This window comes from Stenotrophomonas sp. 28608_Sma (genome assembly GCF_056486185.1).
The window spans coordinates 2574747-2594140 of the sequence record NZ_CM151308.1 but is presented as its reverse complement, the minus strand read 5'-3'; the positions used below and the strand labels follow the sequence as shown (position 1 = coordinate 2594140).

13 protein-coding genes are annotated in these 19394 nt (G+C 65.9%); 5 read left to right on the top strand and 8 right to left on the bottom strand.

Annotated features, from left to right (window positions below; all coding sequences use genetic code 11):
* Nucleotides 1-180: 180 nt before the first annotated feature.
* Nucleotides 181-1485, bottom strand: a complete 1305-nt coding sequence (locus ACZLHH_RS12205; protein ID WP_429000434.1) for a hypothetical protein — start codon at nt 1483-1485, stop codon at nt 181-183.
* A gap of 152 nt (nt 1486-1637) precedes the next feature.
* Here ACZLHH_RS12205 and ACZLHH_RS12200 point away from each other — a divergent pair, with 152 nt between their 5' ends.
* Nucleotides 1638-3212, top strand: coding sequence for a S15 peptidase family protein (locus tag ACZLHH_RS12200; RefSeq protein WP_180844308.1), 1575 nt, complete (start codon nt 1638-1640; stop codon nt 3210-3212).
* Nucleotides 3213-3299: 87 nt separating this feature from the next.
* The gene (locus tag ACZLHH_RS12195) at nt 3300-4751 is read left to right on the top strand and encodes a S41 family peptidase (RefSeq protein WP_180844307.1); all 1452 of its coding nucleotides are present in this window, start codon (nt 3300-3302) and stop codon (nt 4749-4751) included.
* A 150-nt stretch (nt 4752-4901) separates the two neighbouring features.
* Here ACZLHH_RS12195 and ACZLHH_RS12190 read toward each other — a convergent pair whose 3' ends face one another.
* Genes ACZLHH_RS12190 through ACZLHH_RS12165 form a run of 6 tightly spaced genes read right to left on the bottom strand, consistent with a single transcriptional unit; the run spans nt 4902 to nt 12894 of the window.
* Nucleotides 4902-5921 carry a sugar kinase gene (locus ACZLHH_RS12190; protein ID WP_180844306.1) on the bottom strand — a complete coding sequence of 340 codons (1020 nt, stop codon included), beginning with the start codon at nt 5919-5921 and terminating at the stop codon, nt 4902-4904.
* Between the two features lie 10 nt (nt 5922-5931).
* A complete protein-coding gene (locus tag ACZLHH_RS12185; protein WP_180844305.1) occupies nt 5932-7119 on the bottom strand; it encodes a GDSL-type esterase/lipase family protein in 1188 nt (395 codons plus the stop codon).
* A gap of 14 nt (nt 7120-7133) precedes the next feature.
* Entirely contained in the window at nt 7134-7886 is a 753-nt protein-coding gene (locus tag ACZLHH_RS12180) for an SDR family NAD(P)-dependent oxidoreductase (protein ID WP_180844304.1), read from the bottom strand.
* A gap of 42 nt (nt 7887-7928) precedes the next feature.
* Nucleotides 7929-9233, bottom strand: coding sequence for an MFS transporter (locus ACZLHH_RS12175; protein WP_180844303.1), 1305 nt, complete (start codon nt 9231-9233; stop codon nt 7929-7931).
* Nucleotides 9230-11458: an oligoalginate lyase gene (locus tag ACZLHH_RS12170; protein WP_180844302.1), complete on the bottom strand. Its 2229-nt coding sequence runs from the start codon at nt 11456-11458 to the stop codon at nt 9230-9232. The genes ACZLHH_RS12175 and ACZLHH_RS12170 overlap by 4 nt, the downstream gene beginning before the upstream one ends.
* Nucleotides 11455-12894 carry a polysaccharide lyase 6 family protein gene (locus ACZLHH_RS12165; RefSeq protein ID WP_180844301.1) on the bottom strand — a complete coding sequence of 480 codons (1440 nt, stop codon included), beginning with the start codon at nt 12892-12894 and terminating at the stop codon, nt 11455-11457. The genes ACZLHH_RS12170 and ACZLHH_RS12165 overlap by 4 nt, the downstream gene beginning before the upstream one ends.
* Nucleotides 12895-13135: 241 nt before the next feature.
* Between ACZLHH_RS12165 and ACZLHH_RS12160 the strand changes: the two genes are divergently transcribed.
* From ACZLHH_RS12160 to ACZLHH_RS12150, 3 genes are all read left to right on the top strand, one after another.
* Complete coding sequence (locus tag ACZLHH_RS12160; RefSeq protein WP_180844300.1) at nt 13136-16027, top strand: TonB-dependent receptor; 2892 nt, start codon at nt 13136-13138, stop codon at nt 16025-16027.
* A 102-nt stretch (nt 16028-16129) separates the two neighbouring features.
* The gene (locus ACZLHH_RS12155; RefSeq protein ID WP_032127248.1) at nt 16130-16873 is read left to right on the top strand and encodes a FadR/GntR family transcriptional regulator; all 744 of its coding nucleotides are present in this window, start codon (nt 16130-16132) and stop codon (nt 16871-16873) included.
* A gap of 178 nt (nt 16874-17051) precedes the next feature.
* Nucleotides 17052-17543, top strand: coding sequence for a hypothetical protein (locus ACZLHH_RS12150; RefSeq protein WP_107431942.1), 492 nt, complete (start codon nt 17052-17054; stop codon nt 17541-17543).
* 144 nt (nt 17544-17687) lie between these two features.
* Here the strand turns inward: ACZLHH_RS12150 and ACZLHH_RS12145 are convergent, their stop codons facing one another.
* Entirely contained in the window at nt 17688-19334 is a 1647-nt protein-coding gene (locus ACZLHH_RS12145; protein ID WP_180844299.1) for a fatty acid--CoA ligase, read from the bottom strand.
* Nucleotides 19335-19394: the final 60 nt, after the last annotated feature.

The following is a 19394-nucleotide window of genomic DNA, read 5'->3' as shown; positions in this document are numbered from 1 at the left end:
GACCGCGATGACAGGGCCGCGGAGGCCGTGCGGTGTCGTAAGCGTCACAAGCTGTCGTCTTTCGGTCAATGGCGAAACGACGAAGCTGTGACAGCGCGCAAGCACTGGAGATGTGTCAGATCATGCGGCGCGTGGATGAAACGCAGGCGTGCTAGGACATCGCGCTGCCTGTAGCGATGGTCAGGGGTTCGTCTTCAACACGTAGTCGCCCTTGCGTGTTCCCGGCACCAGCGACCATCCCGGCTTCAGGCTCAGCGACCACCCCGGCCCCTCCAGTGGCGGTTCAGCACTTGCCGGGGCCTGCACGAATACGACCTTCCAGTCGCTCTGCAGCAACGCACCGTCGGTGACATCCAGGCTGCCCCAGACGTCGGACAGCCGCATTGCTGGATACACCATGCCTTGGCCTGGCAACGGCTGCATGGTGTTGGGATCGAACTGGATGCGCATGTTGCGCAGATCCAGGCGCACGACCGGGCCTGTCACGAAGCGCGCACGGTTGTGTTCCAGCTGCGCAAGGCGCTGCTGCTCGCGCAGCGTTTCGGCTTCGTGCAGCTCTGGCCCGTCATAGCGCGCGGCAGCCGCTCCCAGCGCGGCCGCGTCCAGCTGCAATGGGGCCTGCGTCACTTCGGCCAGACGCGTGCCGAGATCGCGAGACTGGTGGGCGAGGTCGCCGCGCCAGCCAGGTGCCGCCTGGTCCAGCAGCAGGCCATAGGCCGGGCCGGTGGCATAGGCGAAAGAGCGGACGAAGCTGCGATCACCCACGTGTGCGCGAAGGTCATGCAGTGCCGCCTGGATACGTGTCGACGGCGTCGGATTGCCGACGAACACGCCGGTGTACTCGGCCAGGCCCTCGTTCAATTCCAGCGCCGCTTCTTCCTGCGCGGCCGCAGGGAACCGGCGGTAGCGCTCGGCGCGGAATGCGAGCGCGTCCGTCATCGCAGTGTGCTGCGCTACTGCATCGGTGGATTCAAGTGCGTCCGCAAGCGCGCGCCATTCCAGCTGCAGCCAGTAACGTCCTTCAAGCGTGTCGAGGTGTTCGTTTCCACCTGCCGCCGGCGCGATGATGGGCAGCGCCGGCTGCAGGCGATGGAACATTTCGTGAGCCAGCAGCGTACTGCGTCTGGACGCGTCCTGCGGCAATGGCCAGAGCAGCTGCGTCCAGCGTGTGCCGGACCAGTCCACGGCGGTGTTGGCGACGATCGCATCAGACGGAAGCTGGCCTGCGAACACATTGCCGCGCTCCTTCAGCGCACCTTGTGCGTCTGCCTGCGAGGCGATGACCTGCCGGCTCTTTGGATCCACCAGCATCATCGGCCCGCACAGGGACTGACCCCACAATCGACCCCGGTCTCCGTTGCAGAGCTGTTCGGCGCGCCGGAAGACCTCGCGGGCCGCCGCGTCGGAGAACGCCTGCTCGTTGGCCATCACGGTTCGTTGCGCACATAGCGCCAGTACAGCGAAGAGCAGGAAACGTGACCTCATGACGTCCATTCATCCTTGGGGCCCAGCTCTCATAGCATCGATCCCATGGGCCGGCAATGCAGCAAACGTCATGTTGCGTCGCAAGGTGCCACCCACCATTCGCACTGGTACGGTCCAACCCGTTGCACCACCACCGACGGGGACAGACGACGATGCGCAAGGTATTGCTGCTGTTGATCCTGCTGACCGGACTGGCGCCCACCGCCTGGGCCGCTACGGTCAAGACCACCCACCGGACCATTCCCAGCTGGGATGGAACGCCTCTCGGGGCCTTCGTCATCGAACCGCAGGACGCGGGCAGCGGGCGCTATCCACTGCTGGTGATGCCCAGCAGCTGGGCGGTACCCAGCGTGGAGTATGTGGGGGTGGCGCAGTCGCTGGCGCGGCGCGGCTATGTGGTGATCAGCTACAGCTCGCGGGGTTTCTGGGAGTCCGGCGGCAGCATCGACATCGCAGGGCCAGCTACGGTCGAAGATGTCAGCGCCCTGATTGATTGGGCGCTGGACAACACCCGCGCCGATCCGGCCCGGATCGGCGTTTCGGGCATCTCCTACGGCGCAGGCACCAGCCTGCTGGCGGCGGCGCGCGATCCACGCATCAAGGCCGTGGCGGCGCTGAGTGGCTGGGCCGATCTGCAGGCCTCGCTGTACAGCAACGACACCCCCAGCGCGCAGGGCATCGCCTTGCTGGTGGCAGCCGGCCTGGCCACCGGCCGCCCGGGACCGGAACTGACGACCATCAATCGCAATGTACTGGTCGCCAACTACCAGGGCGCGGTGGATTCGCTGTTGCCGGTGGCGGCGCAGCGCAGCCCTGGGGCCAGCATCGATGAGATCAACGCCAACCAGCCAGCGGTGTTCCTCGCCAACGCCTTCAACGACAGCCTGTTCCCGCCGGGCCAGCTGGTCGATTTCTTCACCCGGTTGAAAGGCCCCAAGCAGTTGCAGTTGCGCCACGGCGATCATGCGCTCAACGAAGCCTTTGGCGCTCTGGGTGTTCCCAACGAGGTCTACGATTCGGTGGGCGACTGGTTCGACCATTACCTCAAGGGTGAAGCCAATGGCATCGACCGCCAGCCTGCAGTACAGCTGAAATCGCAGAAGGGCAGCTGGAGTACCTATCCGAACTGGCAGGCGACCAATGCCGGCGCTGTCAGCTATGCGCTGAGCGCACCCAAAGGACTTCTGCTGCCCACGGGCGGCCTGGTCGCGAGCGGCAGCAGCACCGGCTGGAGTTACCGGATCGGCAGCGGGCTGCTGACCGCCGCCAATTCCGGCGTGGCGATGGCCTCCGGTGCATTGCAGATGATCAACCTGCCGCCCGGTGCCTATGTGCCCTTCGTGGGCCGCAACGCCGCAGGTGTCTGGCAGGGGCCGATCCAGTGGAGTGCGCAGCGCCTGGATGGAACGCCGGAGGTACGCTTGACCGTCACGCCCAGCCGCGCCAACACCACGCTGTACGCCTACCTGTACGCCGAGGATGTGCTGGGCAACGGCCAGCTGATCAGCCACAAGCCCTATACGCTGCGTGGTGCCACGCCGGGGCAGGCGAAGACCATCGACCTGCGGTTGGAAGCCAGCAGCTGGAACCTTCCGGCCGGCAGCCGCCTGACCCTGGTGGTGGACACCGTGGACCTGCGGTATGCGGGCATCAGCCAGCTGGGTGGCACGGTGACTTTCAGTTCGCCGGCCAATGCGCCTTCGGTGTTGAAGGTGCCGCTGCATTGATGGAAGGCCGCGCCCGTTGCGGCGGGCGCGGTACGCCAGGCAGTAGAACTGCGAGACTGGCGTTTGTTCCGGGGACGGGAAGAATCCATGGTCACTGCATGGCTGTTGCTCGGTGCAGCGCTCGCGGCACCTAACGCGCAAGGCGCGCCGATCGACTGGTCGGATACGCTGTTGAAGGATCTGGACGCTGCCGACGCCGCCATGCGCGGCAGCCATCCGGGCGCCGTGGACCTGCGCAATCCTGGTTTCGGCGCACAGCTGGACGATGCCCTGGCGCTTGCACGCTCGCGCGCCGAACGGGTCGCCAGCTACCCGGGCTACTGGTGGGCGATGAAGGGCTATGCGGCCTCCTTCAACGATGGGCATGTCAGCCTCAACGCGCTTGCCGAGGCTCCCGATCTTCCAACGCAGTGGCCGGGCTTCCTGACCGGCTTCGATGGCGATGCGCAGGTGGTCATGACCGTGGATGGTGGTCCGGGCCATCCGCCGCTGGGCGCGCAATTGCTGTCGTGTGACGGCATTGATGCGCAGACGCTGGCTGCACGCCGGGTGGGTGACTTCAGCGGTCGCTGGAACCTGCAGGCCAGCCGCATCCAGGGTGGTGGTGAAGTGCTGCTCGAACAGGGCAATCCATACGTGCCTGCATTGCGTACCTGCGTTTTCCAGGTGGGCGGACGCGAGACATCCTATGCACTGCGGTGGCAGCCGCTGCAGGCAGCACAGCGCAAGGAGCGCTTGGCTGATACCCGGCGCAGCTTCCGTCCCCCCAACGGCTGGCACGCGATGACCGATGGCAGTTACTGGATCACCACCAGCAGCTTCAATGCCGACCCTGCGGAGCAGAACTTCAAGGAACTGACCGCGCTGCTTGAGCAGCTTGCACCGCAAGCCGAAGGGCTGCAGCAGGCACCGACGGTGGTGCTGGACGTGCGTGGCAACACCGGCGGTGCTTCGCAATGGAGCATCGAACTGGCGCGATTGATCTGGGGCCGGGCCGCTGTCGACGCGCTGCCCGACCGCAGCTGGGTAGAGTGGCGGACCTCGGAGGGCAACATCGCCCAGCTTCGCGGCTTCCTGCAGAAGCTGGAACAGGCGCCTGACGCGTCGCCTGAGCTGCGTCGCATGCTGGAATCGGTGACGGCAGGCATGGCGCAGGCTCGCGGCCGGGGAGAGGCTTTGTGGCGCGAGCCATCCGAGGCCAGCGCAGATCCAGCATCCGCCGCAAGCCAGGCCGGACCTGTGCGCAAAGGCAGGGTCCTGGTTGTGGCCGATGCTTCCTGTGGCTCGGCCTGCCTGGATGCATTGGACCTCTGGAAGCGGCTGGGCGCGGTGCAGGTGGGCGTCGAGACCTCGGCCGACAGTCTGTACATGGACGTGCGGCCGGAGCGGTTGCCCAGCGGGCTGGCCAGGATCTCGGTGCCGATGAAGGTGTTCCGTGGGCGGGTACGTGGTTCGAATGAACCGCACGTGCCCGATCATCGCTATATGGGCGACATGCGCGACACCCGGGCGCTGGAAGCGTGGCTGTTGACGCTGTAAGTGCGCGCAGGGCCTCGTGCAGGGCTGCCGATCCTGTTGCTAGCCGCAGTTGCCAGCGCGGTCAGTTTCTTCGCGGGTTTTGATTCGCCATGGTTCGACCCTTCACTGGCGTCGAGCGTTGGGCGCTGAGTACAGTGAACTACAGCGAAATCAGCGCCGGACGTCGAACTGGTCACTCTCCAGCAGCGCCCAGACATCGGCCTCGCGCACGGGACTGAAGTCTCCGGGAATGGAGTGCTTCAGCGCACCTGCCGCCAGACCGAAGCGCACGGTGCTCTCTGCATCGAACCCGGACGCCAGCCCGTGCAGGATGCCTGCCGCGAACGCATCGCCGCCGCCGATGCGATCAACGATACCGGGCAATGGCCGCGAGGGAGCCTGCGCACGGGTACCGTCGCGTCCCAACAGCAGCGCGCCCAGGATGTGATGGTCTGCACTCACCACGTCGCGCTGGGTGCAGGCCAGCCACTGCAGGTGCGGGAGGGCCGCGAACGCGGCCGCTGCAGCCGCGTCGGTCCGCGCGATGGGGCTGTCCTCGGCGAAGCGCAGTCCCAGCACCAGTTCGATATCGCGATGGTCGGCAAAGACGATATCCGCCTCTGCGAACAGCTCCCGCAGGATGGCGGCGGCGTTGCCGCCCCAACGCTGCCAGAGCGAAGGTCGGTAGTTGCCGTCGAAGGACACATGCACGCCTGACCTGCGTGCGGCCCGTGCAGCGCTCAAGACGGATTCGGCCACATTGGCGCCCAGCGCGGGACTGACGCCGGAAAGGTGCAGCCACTGCGCATCACGCAACAGCGTTGGCCAGTCATGGTCGGCAAGGGCAGTGTTGGCGAATGCCGAACCCGCCCGGTCATACACCACTTCACTGGCGCGCTGCAGCGCGCCGGTGGCCAGGAAATACAGGCCCATGCGGTCTCGGTCGACTTCACGCACACCTGCCACGCCCACACCATGCCGCCGCAGCTCGGCCACGGCATGCCGGCCCAGCGCGTTGCCGGGCACCGTACTGACCATCTGCACATCGTGGCCCAAACAGGCCAGTGAGACCGCCACATTGGCCTCGGCGCCCCCCACGTGGACCTGCAGCAGCGGTGTCTGCAGCAGCAGTTCCCGACCGGGTGCGCCCAGGCGCAGCAGCAATTCACCGAAACAAACGACGCGGCTCATCGGTTCTCTCTCATTCGGTGGGGGTGCAGCCCAGCATGCGCAGATCGATGGCATCGGCCATGCGCCGGTAGCCTTCGTCATTGGGGTGTAGGTGGTCGCGGGTGATGTCGTTGGGCAACGATTCCACGGCCTTCGGATCACGCAGCGCGGCATCGAAATCGATGATGCCATCGAACCCGGTCTTCCCACCGCGTGCCCACTGGTTGATCGAGGTGCGGGTCGCTGCGGACACGGGCTCGTAGCGCTCGGAACCACCGAATGGGGTCAACGTACCCAGCCAGGCGCGGATGCCGTGCGCATGCAGCCGCGCCGCAACCTGTTGATAGCCCAGCAGCATGTCCGCCGCATTGCGTCCAGGCAGCGGCTGCGCGCCACCGCCGTGGCGGATGTCATTGATGCCTTCGAACAGGATCACCTGATCGGCGTCGGCCACCGCGATCACATCGCGATCCAATCGTGACAGCGCACTGTGGCTGCGGCCATGGTCAAGCAGCTTGTTGCCGCTGATGCCCTGGTTGAGCACCACGAACCGGTTCGGGCAGGCCTGCTGCAGGCGCTGCGCCAACCGCTCCGGCCACTGGTTGAAGGTGCCGCGACGTGCGGTGGCGCCTTCCGTGATGGAATCGCCCAGCGCCACGATTACCTGGGGACGATCATCACGCTGCACCATCACTGCCGAGAACACGTTCTGCTGGTAGCTCAGCCGCACGCTGTCGGCGACGGCTGTCTGCCTGCCATCTGCGACCCGCAGCTCGGTGCGGCGCACGGCGGGTCGGGTGGGCTGCGGGAAATAGGCACTCACGCTGATCTCCTGCAGCGCCGCCACCGGCATCCGCACCGGGTCGCTCAGCAGCGCGGCTCCGACCGGCACCTCGATGACCGCGCGGCCATCCACCGTTACCGGCAGAGGGGCGGACGTGCCGTTTTTCACTCCTGCGCGCAGGTCCTCGACCCGTAACGGCGCCGTGCCGAGTTCGTTGCTGATGCGCAGCCGCAACGCGTCGCCACGGCTGCCGATGCGCATGTCCTGGCGCACGGTCTGCGCGGCGAACTGTACGGGGGCCTCGGCGGTGCCATCCTTGCGGTCCGGTGCCGGCGAGGCGGTCCAGGCGGTGACCCAGACCGGTGCGGCCAACGCGCCAGGCGCGGCCGCGGCGGAACAGATCGTCAATGAAAGCAGGAGCGTCCAGCGCTGCATGGTCAGGATTCCAGTCAGGAGAAGTAGGTGCCGCCGTTGACGTCCAGATTCGCGCCGGTGATGAACGCCGCCGCATCCGAGGCCAGGAATACCGCAGCGTCGGCGGCTTCGTCCGGTGTCCCTTGGCGGCGCAGCGGGGTAGCGCCGGCAACGGCCGTGCGCACTTCCGGCTTGGTGAACTCATCATGGAAGCGAGTGGCGATCATGCCGCAGCACAGTGCATTCACCCGGATACCCTTCGGCCCCAGCTCCTTGGCCATGGCACGGGTGAAGGTCATTACTGCCGCCTTGGCGGTGGCGTAGATCGATGCGCCCGGGCCGCCGCCATCACGGCCTGCCTGCGAGGCGAAGTTGACGATGGCTGCGCCTTCGCGCATGTGCGGCACCACCGCGTGGGTGGTCAGGTAGGTCGAGGTCAGATTCAGGTCCATGACCGTGTGGAAGAACGCCGGGTCGATGTCGGCCAGCGGCCGGCGCTGCACCATGCCACCGGCCACATTCACCAGCAGGTCGATGCGCTCGCCGAACGCGGCCTGTGCCGCAGCGACCAGGCCGGCGACGGCCGTGGCGTCGGTGACGTTGGCGCGATGCACGATGGCCTGGCCACCGGCCGCATGGATCCGTGCCAGCGTTTCCTGGGCACTGGCCTCGTCATTGGCGTAGTTGATGCAGACGCGTGCACCGGCGGCAGCCAGCTTGATCGAAACGGCGCGACCGATATCGCGGCCACCGCCGGTGACAATGGCCACCTTGTCCTGGAACGACATGCGGAAAACTCCTTGGTTTGCGGGGGAATGAAAAACGTGGGCTCAACCGCCACGACGGTCGAGCTTGTGGATAGGTCCGGTCCACCACCACAGCGCAGCCAGCGACAGCGGCACCAGCGCGGCAACGAGGATGAAGATCGGGGCATAGGAGTGGCGGGTCAGCACCGGCACCAGCCAGGTGGTGATCAAGGTGCCGGCCACGGCGGCCAGGCCACCCAGGCCGGCCAGCGTGCCCACCGAGCGGCCGTCGAACAGGTCGCCCGGCAGGGTCTGGATGTTGCCGATGGCCACCTGGAAGCCGAACAGCACCGCAGCGATTGCCAGCACCGCCAGCAGCGGCTGGTTGGCCAGCACGGCACCCAGCAGGGCAGGAGCCATGACCACGCAGCCCAGCGTTATGGACAGCTTGCGGGCGCGGTCCACGCTGTGCCCCGCGCGGATCAGGCGCCCGGACAACCAGCCACCACTCAGGCTGCCCAGCATCGCGCCGACAAACGGCACCCAGGCGAACAGGCCGATCTGCTTGATGTCGAAGCCGAAGGTTTCAGCCAGGTAGATCGGCAGCCAGGACACGAACAGCCACCAGATCGGGTCCAGCAGGAAGCGGCAGGCGAGCATGCCCCAGCTCTGCCGGTGGGCCAGCAGCTCGCGAACGCTGGCCTTCGGCGCCACCACCGCCTGTTGCCCGGCCTGGTCTTCCTGGATCAGCCGGCGCTCGGCATCGCTCACCCACGGATGCTTGTCCGGCCCGGCGCGGTAGACAAACAGCCACGGCAGCAGCCACAGGAAGCCGATCGCACCGACCAGCACGAAGGTGCCGCGCCAGCCCAGCCACATGTACAGGCCTGCGATGGCGGGTGCGGAGACGATCGCGCCGATCGACGCACCCGCGTTGAACACGCCCTGCGCCAACGCGCGTTCGCGCGCAGGGAACCACTCGGCATTGGCCTTGACCGCGCCGGGCCACGCACCCGCTTCGCTGATGCCGAGCATCGCCCTTACCAGGCTGAAGGAAAGCATCGAATGGGTGATCGAGTGCAGCGCGATCGAGATCGACCACACGCTGATCGACAGGGCGAAGCCCAGGCGCGTGCCGATCATGTCGAACAGGCGACCGAACAGGAACTGGCCGGCGGCGTAGAACAGCATGAACACCGTTACCAGCAGGGCATAGTCGTCCTTGGTCGCGCCTACTTCCCTGGCGATTTCCGGCCACATCACCGCCAGTGCATTGCGGTCGATGTAGTTGATGACCGTAGCGACGGCGATCAGGCCCACGATCAACCAGCGCACTGCTGAACGCACCGGCACCTTGCGCAGGTTGGCCACCACGGCAGGGCCGTTCATTTTCCGTCACCCTTGCTGCGGTCCATGCGCGCATGGCTGCCGCTCCAGCGGTAGGCATGGCCGTCCACGGTCACGCTGTGCTCGCCCTTGGCGCTGCTGTCGTCGGCCACGCCGAGGGCGATGCGTGCACCGCTGGCCAGGCGCAGTTCGATCACCTCTGCATCGCTGCCCCGGCTGCGCACGATGTCCTTGATGCGGCTGTCCGCGCCGTGCACGTACTCGGCGGTGCCGTTGTACTCGCCATGCGGCTCCAGCACACTGAAGAAGGTCACGTCCTTCTGGCCTTCCACGCGCTGCAGCAGGGCCGGTTCACGGCGCAGGTTGAACTCGGGATCGTTGGCACCACTTTCCACCAGCAGCGCCTGTGCCGGCGCACTGCTGCCGAAGCGGTAGGTGTAGAAGCGCCCATCCAGCAGCCACGCCAGCGAACGCGATTCGCTGCCGGGCGTGCTGCGTGCATCCAGCCACAGGTGCTGGTAGCCGTTGTCCTTGCCCAGCACCGGGCGCTGGGTGGGGAAGTGTTCTGCCTCGAAGCCGGTGGTGACGATGTGGCCCTTGAAGTGCAGCGGCAGGTCGTAGCGCGCGGCCTTGTCGCCGTGCACCTGCAGCAGGTCCAGCACCACCGGCAGGCCCAGGCCGGGATGGCGCAGCAGCGCCTGGGTGCGGGTGAACACCACGCCGGGGTAGGCATCGCGCATGGTCGCCGAGGCAACCTGGGTATCGGCATCGGCCTGGAAGAAGCGCACCTGCGGGGCATGCTCCTCGCCGCGCTTCCAGTCGCCCTTGAAGTGGCTCTGTTCGTCCACCACCAGGGTGTTGTGGGCCACGGTCTGTTTGGCCCAGCTGCGGTTCTCGGCCAGGTAGATGCCACCCCGCTTGGCTTCCACGTTGAGGAAGCGGGCAGCGCCGTAGTCAGTCACCACCGGATTGCCGTTGTCGTAGAACAACCAGTTGAGTTTGTCGAAGTGGCCATGGCCCATGCCCTGCATCGTGTCCTTCTGCACCAGCGCCTGGCCGCGTTCGCCGTTCATGCGCAGGATCGCCAGGCCACCGCGGTCGCCGTCCGGGCCATCGCGCAGCAGCATCGGACGGTAATCGAAGGGCTTGGCCTTGTTGGCGGCCAGGGCTTGCGCCACCTGTAGTCCCTCGGGGGACAACAGCAGGCGTTTCTGCTGCTGGGCCACCGACAACAGGCGGTCGTCACCGGTGCGCGCATAGGCAATGCCGATACCGGCCACCAGTTCCTCGGTATCGATGCCCTTGTCCAGGATGGCATCGTTGATCGGGAAGAACAGGCCGTCATAGCTGGACTGCACCAGCACATCCACGGCCTTCAGCAGCACGCCGTCGCGGCGCGCGAAGATCCTGCGCTGCGGTTCGTTGCGTTCGATGGCGTTGGCGAACAGCAGGAACGGTGCCAGTGCGTAGCGCTGGTAGTACGGGCCTTCCTCGTAATAGCCATCGGGCGAGAACAGCAGGTCGATCTGGCGAAGGAAGCCGAACTGATCGTTCTTCTGGCTGCCGCGCAACGATTTCTCCACCAGCTCAGGGTCGCGCAGCACGTAGCCGGTCATGCCAGTGGCGGCCACCGCCCAGGTGGCGTGGTTGTGGATCTGGTCGTAGTTCTTCGGCTCGCTGACGAGGAACTCAGCCATCGGCCGGAACACCTTCGATTCGATGGTGTCGCGGTCCTCGGCGGACAGCGCGTCGCGGATCGCGTCGTAGCCCTGGATGGCATTGACCAGCCACACCGAATCGTTGAGCACCTGCCAGAACACGCGGCCTGGAATCTGTCCGCGGCCTTCGGGGTGCGGGCCCAGGGTGGGGTAGAGCGTGGCGTACTGCAGCAGCATGTCGCGCGCGTAGTCGACATAGACCTTGTCGCCGGTCAGCCGGTACAGGGTGCCGGCCGCCATCAGGGCCTGGTAGTTGCGCTTGTGCTGTTCATGGGTGCGGCCGCCGCCCTTGTCCTTCGGTACCGGCACGTCGATGCCGGCCTTCATCATCTTCTTCAGCGATTTTTCCGTGCGCGCCTGTTCCTTGGCGAACCACGGGTAGCGGCCGCCTTCGCTGGCCATCCGCTGCCACTGCGCTGCGGTCACCAGCACCGGCGCGGTGTCGGCCTGCCTCGCTGCGGCAGCGGGGGCTGCGAACAGCGGCGCGGCCGGCAGCAGGGCAAAGGGGGTGGCCAGGGCCAGGGAGACGAACAGCGGCTGCAACCTCATCGATCAACTCCATTGCGGGTGCGTGACAGGGCAACTTTGCCCACCTTGGGATACCAGTTGACGCCGGTCGCCTCGCGCGCGGTCATCGCCAGGGCAGGATCGGCGCCCACGGCGGGCAGGGCAGGCGCGGCCACCCACAATCCGCTGGCAGCCTGCTGCAGGCTGACGCCACGCCCCTCTACGCCGCCCGGGAATACGGTGCTGGCTGCCGGTGACTGCACGTTGCCACTGAAGTCGATGCCGGCCAGCGAACTGGCGGCATTCGGCGGGTTCCTGCTGGTGCGGTTGACGATCAGGTTGGCGCTGAAGCGGCTGTTGCTGGCGGCGACCACGATGCCCTTGGCCTCATCATGGCCGACGCCGAAACTGATCTTCGCCACGTCCACGAAGGTATTGCGGCTGATCGTGGCATTCACCACCGGCGCATAGCCGGACAGCGGCGGATCGGCCTGCGCGTCCATCACCGCCAGCGCGGAACGGTTGCTGGAGCCGGCCAGTCGTTCGAAGTAATTGTTGCTGACGGTCTGGTCGGCATTGATGATGCGCACGCCGCCGGTGCCGGTCTTGTCGTCGCCCAGGAACACGTTGTCGATCACCCGGTTGCCGTTGCCATGGCGTAGCGTGAGCGCGCCGGCCGAACGGTAGAACACGTTGCCGCGGTAGGTATTGCCGCCGGACTTGTTGCTGATGATCTCGGTCTCGCCGTCGCAGCCTTCGAACCAGTTGTTCTCCACCGTACTGTTGGAATCGCTCAACGAAGTGTCGCTGGTGCCGACGCGGAGGGTTTCGCCGCCGTTGACGCCCAGCGCCGGGCGCGGTCCGAACCAGTTGTGGTCGATGCGGTGCTGGTTGTCCAGGCCCTGGGTGGCATCGCGCACCACCACTACCGTGGGCCCGGCGTTGGTCTTGCCGCGCAGCTGGCTGTGATCCAACCGGTTGTTGCTGCCATACAGCGATACCCAGTAGTCCTGGTCGCTGGCATCGGGGTTGGTGTAGTCATCGATCACCAGGCCGGTCACCCGGCTGTGGCGGGCCACCGCCTTGCTGGATTCGCGGAACGCCACCACCGCATCACCCGGCGTATAGCCGTTGCGGAACACCAGGTTGGACACCTGCAGGTAGCTGCCCGCCAGGCGCAGGTCCGAACGTCCGCTGAGGACGACCTTGCCGGCGGTCTGCGCGCGCAACACGATCGGCGCGGCTGCCGTGCCGTGGCCTTTCAGCAGCAACCGCGCGTCGGTCCAGGTGCCGTCAGCCAACACGATCTCATCGCCGGGCTGCAGCGCCGAGGCGGCGGTAGTGAACTCAGCGACATCGTGGACGAGCCAGCTGGCTGCACTTGCCGCTGAAGTGGTCAGGCACATGGCCAGACCAGTGGTCAGGCAAAACAGTGATGGATTGTTGAGCGGATGTCGAGCAAGCGGACGAACGCGCATGAAATCCTTCCAGAGACGGCCGGGCCGTCGTTTCAGGGTGGGTCTGCATACCACTTCCGGGTCCGTTGTAAGCCAGCTTTCGCGCAAAGTCATGCTGCATGAGCACATTAAATTGCATTCAACTGGTATGGATGAAAGGCATTTGAACATTCGCATACCAATTGGTTGACATTTTCATGTCGCCGTGCCGAAGCTGCGTCCCACGCCTGGCATGCAGGCGATCCTTTGGGAGGAGGAAACCATGCGGCGACCCGCCGGAGCAGTGCACAGCATCTCGTTGTCCCCCACACCCCTGATCGTGGCGCTGCTTGCCGTGCTGGCGGGCATGCCCGCGGCCCAGGCGCAGTCCAGCAAGGACGCGTCAGGGCAGGATCCCACCACGCTGGACCAGGTGCAGGTCACCGGCATCCGCGAATCAATGCAGAGTTCGATCAACAAGAAGCGCGACGACACGGTCATCGCCGACGTGCTCTCGGCCGATGACATCGGCGACCTGCCGGCACCGTCGCTGGCCGATGCGATCGAGACCTTGACCGGCGCCGCCTCGACCCGCGACAAGACCGGCGCCTCGGAGATCTCGATCCGTGGCCTGGGCGCCTTCCTCAGCAGCACCAACTTCAACGGCCGCGAGATCACCAACGGCAGCGGCGACCGCTCGGTGAATTTCAACATGTTCCCGGCCGAGCTGATCAATACGGTGGCCATCTACAAGACCCAGCGCGCCGACATCATCGAAGGCGGCGTGGCCGGCACCATCGGCCTGGAAACAGTGCGCCCACTGGAGTACGGCAAGCGTGCAGCGCAGCTGGACCTGCGCGGCAGCTGGGCGGAGTACGACAGCAAGTACCGTGACAAGGACGGCATCGGCTATCGCGGCACCGCCAGCTACATCGATCAGTTCGAGTTCGGAAACGGGCAGAAGCTGGGCATCTCGCTGGGCTTCCAGCGCCTGGACGGCACCGATCCGGAAGAGAGCATTACCAGCGGTTCCACCTGGTATGCCTGCGATGGCACGCAGAACGTGGGCAATGCCAACTGCAACGAAGTGTCCGCGCAGGCCATCGCCAACGGCGCGCCGTACTACCTGGTGCCGAGCAGCCGCATCTACCGGCTCAAGCAGGAGCGTAACGACCGGCAGAGCGAGTTCGCCGCGCTGCAGTGGCGGCCAAATGATGTGGTTGAAGTGAACCTCGATTTCGAGCACACCGAGCGCAACTGGTATGAGAACCGCAGCGATCTGAGCCTGTCCAACGCACGACGCGGCATCACCCAGCGCGAGGTTGACGAAGACGGTATCGTGCGCCACCTGCACGGCAGCACCTCGATTGATTCCACCTCCAACCGCTACTGGCGTGGCGAGGAATACACCGGGGGTGGCCTGAACCTGATCCTGCGCCCGACCCCGGCCTGGGAGCTGTCTACCGATCTTTCCTACTCGCACACCAATCGCCTCGACAGCGAGCGCATGACCCGCCTGCGCGCCAACCAGCGCGACGTCAACAATGCCGTCGTGCCCGGTATCAGCAGTGGTGCCACCGGCTACGTGGACTATGACTGGGACTGGCACGGCGAAGTGCCCAGTGTTGCCTTGGCGCCGAACTTCGACCCCAACAACTGGGACGCCTATACGGGGGCGGCGCGGGTGACCTCCAGCGCCACCGAGAATGACCACAGGATCAAGGCCGGCCGCTTCGATGCCAGCTTCATGCCGGAGTCCGGTTTCTTCACCCGCATCAAGGGCGGGGTGCGCGCCAGCCAGGCCGACTACCGCCTGCGCGACAACACCCTGGTAGCCGACTACGACCAGCGCGTGGCGGCCGACAAAGCGAAGATCATCGCCGCCAACCAGGCCTGCCGTGCACCCTTCCCGCAGGATGACTTCATGGATGCCGCCAGCGGCAACACGATCTCCTCGTGGGCGTACTTCGATCCGAACTGCCTGTACCAGTCGTTCCGCGGCAGCCTCGACAGCGGGCTGGATCCGGGTTTCCAGGATCCGAACAATGTCGATATCACCGAGAAGACACGCGCGCTCTATCTGATGGGTGAGTTCAGCAGCACCCTGTTCGGCTTGCCGGTGACCGGCAACCTCGGCCTGCGCTGGGTCAAGACCGATGTTCGTTCTGAAGGCGTGCGTACCGGGCTGCGCATCGAGGACAACGGTGACGGGACGATCCGCCTGCAACCCACCGGCGAGTACAGCACGCAGGTGTTCAAGGCGGGCAACGACAAGCTGCTGCCCAGCCTCAACGCGGCCTTCGAGCTGCGCCCGGACGTGTTGCTGCGGGTCGGTGCATATCGCGCGATGTCACGGCCGGACATTGCCGCGCTGGGTGCCGGGCGCACCATCAACGTGAGCAGTGATGCCACCTACGGCAACCTGGCCGACGCGCTGGATGACATCAGCGCCAGCGGCAACCCCGCCGCTCAGCCGCTGATGTCCTGGAACGGCGACCTTTCCCTGGAGTGGTACCCGAACCCGGACACGATGCTGGCCGGCGCGGTGTACTGGAAGCAGTTCAACGGCGGCACCGCCACCGCACTGGTGCCGGAGACCTACACCATCGATGGCCAGAGCGTGACCGTGCCGGTGCGCCAGCAGGTGACCACCAACGAGGACAGTACGCTGACCGGTTTCGAGCTGACCGCCACCCATCGGCTGTCGTACCTGCCCAAGCCGTTCGACGGGCTGGGCTTCAAGGTCAGCTACAACTACGCCGATGCCGACTATCAGACCCAGGACTCGCGACTGGGCGAGCAGCTGGCCAGCGATGGCACGATCATTCCGGCCATCGTGCCACCGGCTGGCCTGAGTGGTTTCTCGCGGCACGTGCTGTCCGGCTCGATCTACTGGGACGTCGGGCGCTTCAACATCCAGGCCATCGGCAAGTTCCGCTCGCACTACTACCAGGACTTCACCGGCAACACCGCGCAGCAGAACCGCTACTACGATGACAACACCAGCGTGGACCTGCGCCTGCGCTACCGGGTGAACAAGCAGTTGTCGCTGTCGCTGGAGCTGATGAACCTGACCAACGAGCCGCGCGTGGCCTACCAGCCGCTTTATGGGAACTTCCGCGAAGTGGTGACCTACGGGCGGCGTGCGTATTTCGGTGTACGATACAAGTTCTGAACAGGGCGGCGCGGCCAGTGGTCGCGCCGTCGCTCCAACCGGACCCTTGCCGGCCGCGGTGGCAGGGCAGGGACCCGGAAGGAATCGCCAAGGGTCAGCCGCATGTCCGCCAACCGCCTTTACCAGACCATCGCTGCCAAGCTCCGCAAGCTGATCGAGGACGGCGAATTTCCGCCGGGCTCGCGGCTGCCGGGCGAGCGTGAGCTGGCCGAACGGTTCGGTGTCAGCCGGGTCACCATCCGCGAAGCCGAGATCGCACTGGAAGCGCAGGGCTGGATCGCCATCCGCATCGGCTCGGGCGTGCATGTGAAACCGCGCCCGACGCAGGCGTCCGGCGGGCTGCCGGATGTCAGCGCCTTCGACCTCACCGCCGCCCGCGCGGTATTCGAGGCCGAGGCCGCCGCTCTGGCTGCCAGCAATCTGGATGATGCCGGCATTGCCGAGCTGCAGGCGTTGGCCGAAGCGCTGTGCCGTCGCGACCTGAGTGACGCGGAAGCCGGCGAGTACGACCGCCGCTTCCACCTGGCCATCGCACGGCTTTCCGGCAACCCGGTGGTGGAATTCTTCGTGCAGCAGATCTGGCGCATGCGCAGCGAACTGCCGCGGGTGACCGAGGTCTATGCCCGGGTCTGCCATGATGATGGCGCCAGCCGTGCCGACGAGCACATGGCGATCTTCGAAGCCCTGCGCGCGCGTGATCCGGTGGCCGCGCGCAATGCGATGCGCCATCACTTCCAGCGCTTGTTCGAAGCCATGCTGCAGGCGACCGAAAGCCAGGCGCTGGAAGAGATCCGCCGCCGTACGCAGCAGGACCGCGAACGGTTCATGGCAACGACGCGGATCTGAGCGCCGCGTTCAACACAATCGGCGCTGCGACCTTCAGCAGGGCAGCTCGCGCTCGAAGCCTGATGGATATGAGAAATGGGCATGACTGCGCCGATGCCCAGCCTGTCCGCAATGCCTACACTGCCCGCGGGTCATAGACGGCCCGTTGAGAAAGCTGCATACACACAAGGAGCAGGGTATGAAGTTCTCGCTGTTGGGCGCGGCGCTGCCATTGGTGCTGGCACTGAGTGGAGTCCCCGGTGGAAGCGTCAATGCAGGACCGATCGCGGGCACCGCGACCGCCACTGTAGTGGCGAAGGCCACGTACGCGTCGGATTCGCTGGAAGCCGGCTACATCGTCGATTGGATCAAACGGAATTCGCCCGCCTACGCGCCGGCGTTGCAGACGGGCGAACTGGCCATCTCGCACAGCTATCAGTCTGCTGGCAGCCTGAAGCCGGCCGGTGCGGCGGGCCCGCCTGTTCCATTGCCTGCACGTGGTGTGGAGGGCGAGGTCATCTCGATCTCCAATACCTTGCCGAGCGGTGCTTCCGAGTCGTGGACATACCGATGGTCGAGTGGGTCGTGGAAGCTGATCAAGTACAGCTTTGATGCATGCCAGGGCCCGGCCGGCATCGGTGCGAAGGTGTCCGGCACGGAGACCGCTGCGAAGGGACCCTGCATCGACTGAGGGTGACCGGTCCTGGCAGAACTGAACCAGGTCTGCTGCAGAGCAGTGGTGCCCCGGGAGATCATCGTCCCGGGGCGCCGCTTCATACCTTGGCGTGCCCTGCATCGTGTCCTTCGAGCATAGACCTCGGCAATCGGGCGGAGATCACCCACGGCCCGAGCCAGTCGCTGGGTCATGCAACCCACGCAGCTTCTTCTTGTTGATCTTGCCCACGCTGGTCCGCTCGATCGATTCCACGAAACTGACCCGTTCCGGAATCGCATACCGTGAGATGTCCCCCGAGCGGCTTCGCGCAGCGACCAGTTCGATGATCTCCGCTTCGGTCACCTCACTGCCAGGCTGCCTGACCACCAGCGGCAACGGCCGCTCGCCCCATTTCGTGTCGGCGATGCCGATCACCGCGACTTCGCTGACCGCCGGATGCAGGGCGATGATGTCCTCCAGGGTGAGCGAGGAGATCCACTCACCGCCGGTCTTGATCACATCCTTGATCCGGTCGGTCACCCTCAGGTAGCCGCTTTCATCGATGTTGCCGATGTCCCCGGTATGCAGATAACCTCCCGCCCACAGTGCTGCAGATGCATCCGGGTTGTGCAGGTAGCCTTGGGTGAGCCAGGGTGCGCGCACCACGACCTCTCCGGTGGCGATGCCATCGTGGGCGACATCCTTCATGTCCGGATCGACGATGCGCAGGTCCACCAGCGGTACCGGTATGCCGGCCTTGGTGCGCAGCGACTGCACCTCATCGGCATCGGTCACGCTGTCCACGTCGATCTGGGCGATGGTGAGCAGAGGGCAGGTCTCGGACATGCCATAGCCGCCGAAGATGTCGATGCCCCGCGCCAGCGCACGCTGCGCCAGCGCACGCGGCAGGGCCGCACCGCCGATGATCACCTTCCAGCCTTCCAGGTCGGTCTGCGCCGCGTCCGCATGCTCCAGCAGCATGTGCAGGATGGTTGGCACGCAGTGCGAGAAGGTCACCTTCTCACGCGCGATCAAAGCCAGCAGTTTCGCAGGCAGGTAGCGCCCCGGATAGACCTGCCTGATGCCCATCGCCGTTGCCACGTAGGGCAGGCCCCACGCGTGCACATGGAACATCGGGGTCATGGGCATGTAGACATCGTCACGATGCAGGCGGCCTTGACGGGGTGCACCGCCAAGCGCGGCCATCGCCGCCAGCGAATGCAACACCAGCTGCCGGTGGCTGAAATACACGCCCTTGGGCAACCCGGTGGTTCCGGTGGTGTAGAACACCGTGGCACGGGCGTTCTCGTCGAAGTCCGGGAAGCGGACGATCGGCGTGGCATCGCGCAACCCCGCTTCGTACTCGGTGGCGAAGCCTGGCGGCAGCGGACCGCCTGCATCGTCCAGCAGGATGCGCGTGCGCAGGTCCGGCAGCTGCTCGTCGATGGCGTCCAGCAGCGGCAGGAACTCGCGGTTGGCCAGGATCACCCGCGCCCCGCTGTGGTTCAGCGTGTAGGCGATCTGCTCTGGGGCCAGGCGCACGTTCACCATCATCAGCACCGCACCGATCATCGGCACGGCGAAGTAGGCCTCCAGGTAGCGGTTGCTGTCCCAGTCCATCACCGCCACCGTGTCGCCGTGGCCGACTCCCAGCGAGGTCAACAGGCCGGCCAGCTGGCCGATGCGCGCCTGCAGGGTGCGGTAGTCGAATCGGACCTGGTCGCCGTAGACGATTTCCTGTTCAGGGCTCACCGCCAGCGGCATCAGCAGCAGCTGCTTGATCAGCAGTGGATAGGCATGGGCATCGGGAGTGGGAGCGGATGACATGGCATTTCCTCGTGGGCGGCGTTGCGGTCGCCGGCCTTCTCCGCACCACACTAGCAAGCC

Bases quoted from the DNA above. Each gene is read 5' to 3' on its own strand.
- ACZLHH_RS12205 (WP_429000434.1), bottom strand. From the start codon at position 1,485: ATGAGGTCACGTTTCCTGCTCTTCGCTGTACTGGCGCTATGTGCGCAA.
- ACZLHH_RS12200 (WP_180844308.1), top strand. From the start codon at position 1,638: ATGCGCAAGGTATTGCTGCTGTTGATCCTGCTGACCGGACTGGCGCCC.
- ACZLHH_RS12195 (WP_180844307.1), top strand. From the start codon at position 3,300: ATGGTCACTGCATGGCTGTTGCTCGGTGCAGCGCTCGCGGCACCTAAC.
- ACZLHH_RS12190 (WP_180844306.1), bottom strand. From the start codon at position 5,921: ATGAGCCGCGTCGTTTGTTTCGGTGAATTGCTGCTGCGCCTGGGCGCA.
- ACZLHH_RS12185 (WP_180844305.1), bottom strand. From the start codon at position 7,119: ATGCAGCGCTGGACGCTCCTGCTTTCATTGACGATCTGTTCCGCCGCG.
- ACZLHH_RS12180 (WP_180844304.1), bottom strand. From the start codon at position 7,886: ATGTCGTTCCAGGACAAGGTGGCCATTGTCACCGGCGGTGGCCGCGAT.
- ACZLHH_RS12175 (WP_180844303.1), bottom strand. From the start codon at position 9,233: ATGAACGGCCCTGCCGTGGTGGCCAACCTGCGCAAGGTGCCGGTGCGT.
- ACZLHH_RS12170 (WP_180844302.1), bottom strand. From the start codon at position 11,458: ATGAGGTTGCAGCCGCTGTTCGTCTCCCTGGCCCTGGCCACCCCCTTT.
- ACZLHH_RS12165 (WP_180844301.1), bottom strand. From the start codon at position 12,894: ATGCGCGTTCGTCCGCTTGCTCGACATCCGCTCAACAATCCATCACTG.
- ACZLHH_RS12160 (WP_180844300.1), top strand. From the start codon at position 13,136: ATGCGGCGACCCGCCGGAGCAGTGCACAGCATCTCGTTGTCCCCCACA.
- ACZLHH_RS12155 (WP_032127248.1), top strand. From the start codon at position 16,130: ATGTCCGCCAACCGCCTTTACCAGACCATCGCTGCCAAGCTCCGCAAG.
- ACZLHH_RS12150 (WP_107431942.1), top strand. From the start codon at position 17,052: ATGAAGTTCTCGCTGTTGGGCGCGGCGCTGCCATTGGTGCTGGCACTG.
- ACZLHH_RS12145 (WP_180844299.1), bottom strand. From the start codon at position 19,334: ATGTCATCCGCTCCCACTCCCGATGCCCATGCCTATCCACTGCTGATC.